The organism is Archangium sp., from assembly GCF_036389735.1.
Lineage (GTDB): Bacteria > Myxococcota > Myxococcia > Myxococcales > Myxococcaceae > Archangium.
This window is the reverse complement of the sequence record NZ_DASVWK010000728.1, coordinates 1-1,811: the sequence shown is the minus strand read 5'-3', so window position 1 is coordinate 1,811 and position 1,811 is coordinate 1. Positions and strand designations below refer to the sequence as shown.

Below are 1,811 nucleotides of genomic sequence, written 5' to 3'. Positions count from 1 at the left end.
GGAACTCAACGCCTGGAGGGCGCAGCACGGGGAGCCGGCGTTGCGAGTCGGCATCGGGCTGCACACGGGGGTGGGGGCGGCGGGGATGTTGGGAGGGGCGGAGCAGCACGAGTACACGGTCATCGGGGACGCGGTGAACCTGGCCTCGCGGGTGGAGGGACTGACGAAGGGGTTGGGGGTGGACATCCTGGTGAGCGAGAGCACCTGGCAGGCGGGCGAGGGCCGGTTCCTGGGGGAGCGCGTCTCCGAGGAGAAGGTGAAGGGGAGGCGGGAGTCGGTGGTGGTGTACTCGCTGAAGGGTCGCGCGCCGTCGGAGCAGACCGGGTCGCGAGTCCCGTTGCCGAAGCTGGTCGAGTCCCACTGAGTTCCCACCGCGCTGTTCCCCAGAGAAAGCTGCTCACCGAGAAGTCAGTGCGTATCAAGGCACTGCTCCAGGCCGTGGATACGGCACTGGAGTCACTCGAGCGGGGTACGGCCATGAGCAAGGAAGAGATGTTCGAGGTCTTCGGCGGCAGGCGTGCGTCCAGGCTCTCGCCTTGTACGCCCCGACGGAGCAAGCGCCCCTGTTCCCACGCGGGCCGGAGGGCGTCCTCCTGGCCCAGGCGACCCCAGATTGTGGGCTGCGTGGCCGAGTGGCACGTGGAGGGTCGAGCCAATGAGCGACAAGGACAGGGTGGAAGCGGGACGGCAGGACGAATCCTGGCGTTCCGCCCGGGCGGGGCGGCTGCGGGCGCACCCGGGAACTCCGCGGGCCGCGGGCGCACCGACGGGCATGCATCCGCTCGGCGTGAGCCTCGGACATGATGGAATCCTCTACGTTCCCCCTGGCTACCGGCCGGATCAGCCAGCACCGCTCGCGGTGATGCTTCATGGAGCGGGGGGCTCGGCCCGGCACGGACTGGACCTGCTGCTGCCCCTGGCCGATGAGACGGGCCTGCTCCTCCTGGCGCCGAGCTCTCAGGGCCCCACCTGGGACGTCATCGTGGAGGACTTCGGGGCGGACGTGCACGCCATCGACCAGGCGCTCGCGCACGCCTTCGAGCACTACGCGGTGGACCCCGCGCGGGTGGCCATCGGGGGCTTCTCCGATGGGGCGTCGTATGCGCTCTCGCTCGGCCTTGGCAATGGGGACTTGTTCCGGCACATCATCGCCTTCTCCCCGGGCTTCGCCGTGCCGCCCAGGCAACTGGGCACGCCGCGCATCTTCATGTCCCACGGCACGGAGGATCGGGTGCTTCCCATCGACCGGTGCAGCCGCCGGCTGATGCGGGTGTTCGAGCGCGCCGGCTACGACGTGAACTACCGCGAGTTCGAGGGGCCGCACATCGTCCCCGAAGAGATGATGCGCGAGGCGGTGCACTGGTGGCTGGCGGGGGCCGTCCACTGAGCCGCGCCACCGGCCGGCTCGTCAGTACCCGACCGCGCTGAGGCACGCTGACGGGATGCTTCCTCCCGTCAGCGTGCACCAATCATTCAGGCTTTAGCGGCCCGTGCTGCCGCCAGAGCCAGTCCCCGGATCCACGGAGCCGGACCCGGAGCCGCCAGCGCCAGTACCGGAGCCGCCGGTGCCCGAGCCGCCCACGTCGCCACCCGTGCCCGAGCCGCCCATGTCTCCCCCGGAGCCGCCCATGTCACCACCCGTGCCGGAGCCGCCCAAATCGCCGCCGGAGCCGCCGACATCACCGCCCGTGCCGGAGCCGCCCAGGTCACCGCCGGTGCCCGAGCCACCCGTGCCGGAGCCGCCCAGGTCGCCGCCGGTGCCCGTGCCGCCCAAATCGCCGCCGGAGCCGCCGACATCACCGCCCGTGCCG

At 71.3% G+C, this 1,811-nt stretch carries 3 protein-coding genes; 2 read left to right on the top strand and 1 reads right to left on the bottom strand.

From position 1 onward, the window contains the following. Together VF794_RS25915 and VF794_RS25910 are read left to right on the top strand one after the other, a co-directional pair. On the top strand, positions 1-364 hold a 364-nt coding region (locus VF794_RS25915; protein ID WP_331114905.1), incomplete at its 5' end, for an adenylate/guanylate cyclase domain-containing protein. Positions 365-655: 291 nt separating this feature from the next. Then, entirely contained in the window at positions 656-1,387 is a 732-nt protein-coding gene (locus VF794_RS25910; protein ID WP_331114903.1) for a phospholipase, read from the top strand. Between the two features lie 93 nt (positions 1,388-1,480). Here VF794_RS25910 and VF794_RS25905 read toward each other — a convergent pair. After that, positions 1,481-1,811: hypothetical protein (locus tag VF794_RS25905; RefSeq protein WP_331114901.1), on the bottom strand; the 331-nt coding region annotated here is incomplete at its 5' end.